The following is a 421-nucleotide window of genomic DNA, read 5'->3' as shown; positions in this document are numbered from 1 at the left end:
CGCGATGGTGCGTGACATCGAAGACATGGACGCGATCCTCGACCAGTTCCTCGCGTTTATCCGCGATGGTCGTGACGAGTCTGTCGAGGAAGTGGACCTGATTGACCTGGTTCGTGAAGTCGCTGCGCCGTATAACCAGAACGAAGAAAAAGTGCGTCTGCGCCTGGAGCCGATCCAGGCGTTTCCCTTGCGTCGGGTGTCGATGAAGCGGTTGCTGAACAATTTGATCGGCAACGCGTTGCACCATGCTGGCAGCGGGGTTGAGGTGGCGGCTTATGTCTCCGGTGATACCAGCGCGCCGTACGTGGTGCTGAGCGTCATGGACCGTGGGGCAGGGATCGATCCGTCGGAACTGGAGGCGATCTTCAACCCGTTCACCCGGGGTGATCGTGCCAGGGGCGGGAAGGGGACAGGACTTGGA

General features: G+C 60.3%; 1 protein-coding gene. It reads left to right on the top strand.

Features of this window, described 5'->3' with window-relative positions:
• The coding region (locus SxD43FB_RS24105) for an ATP-binding protein (protein WP_255245899.1) at positions 1 to 421 on the top strand (421 nt) is incomplete at both ends.

Source organism: Sphingobium sp. D43FB (assembly GCF_002312805.1).
GTDB lineage: Bacteria > Pseudomonadota > Alphaproteobacteria > Sphingomonadales > Sphingomonadaceae > Sphingobium.
Note: the sequence above shows the minus strand (reverse complement) of the source record. Positions and strands in the feature narration are given on the sequence as shown.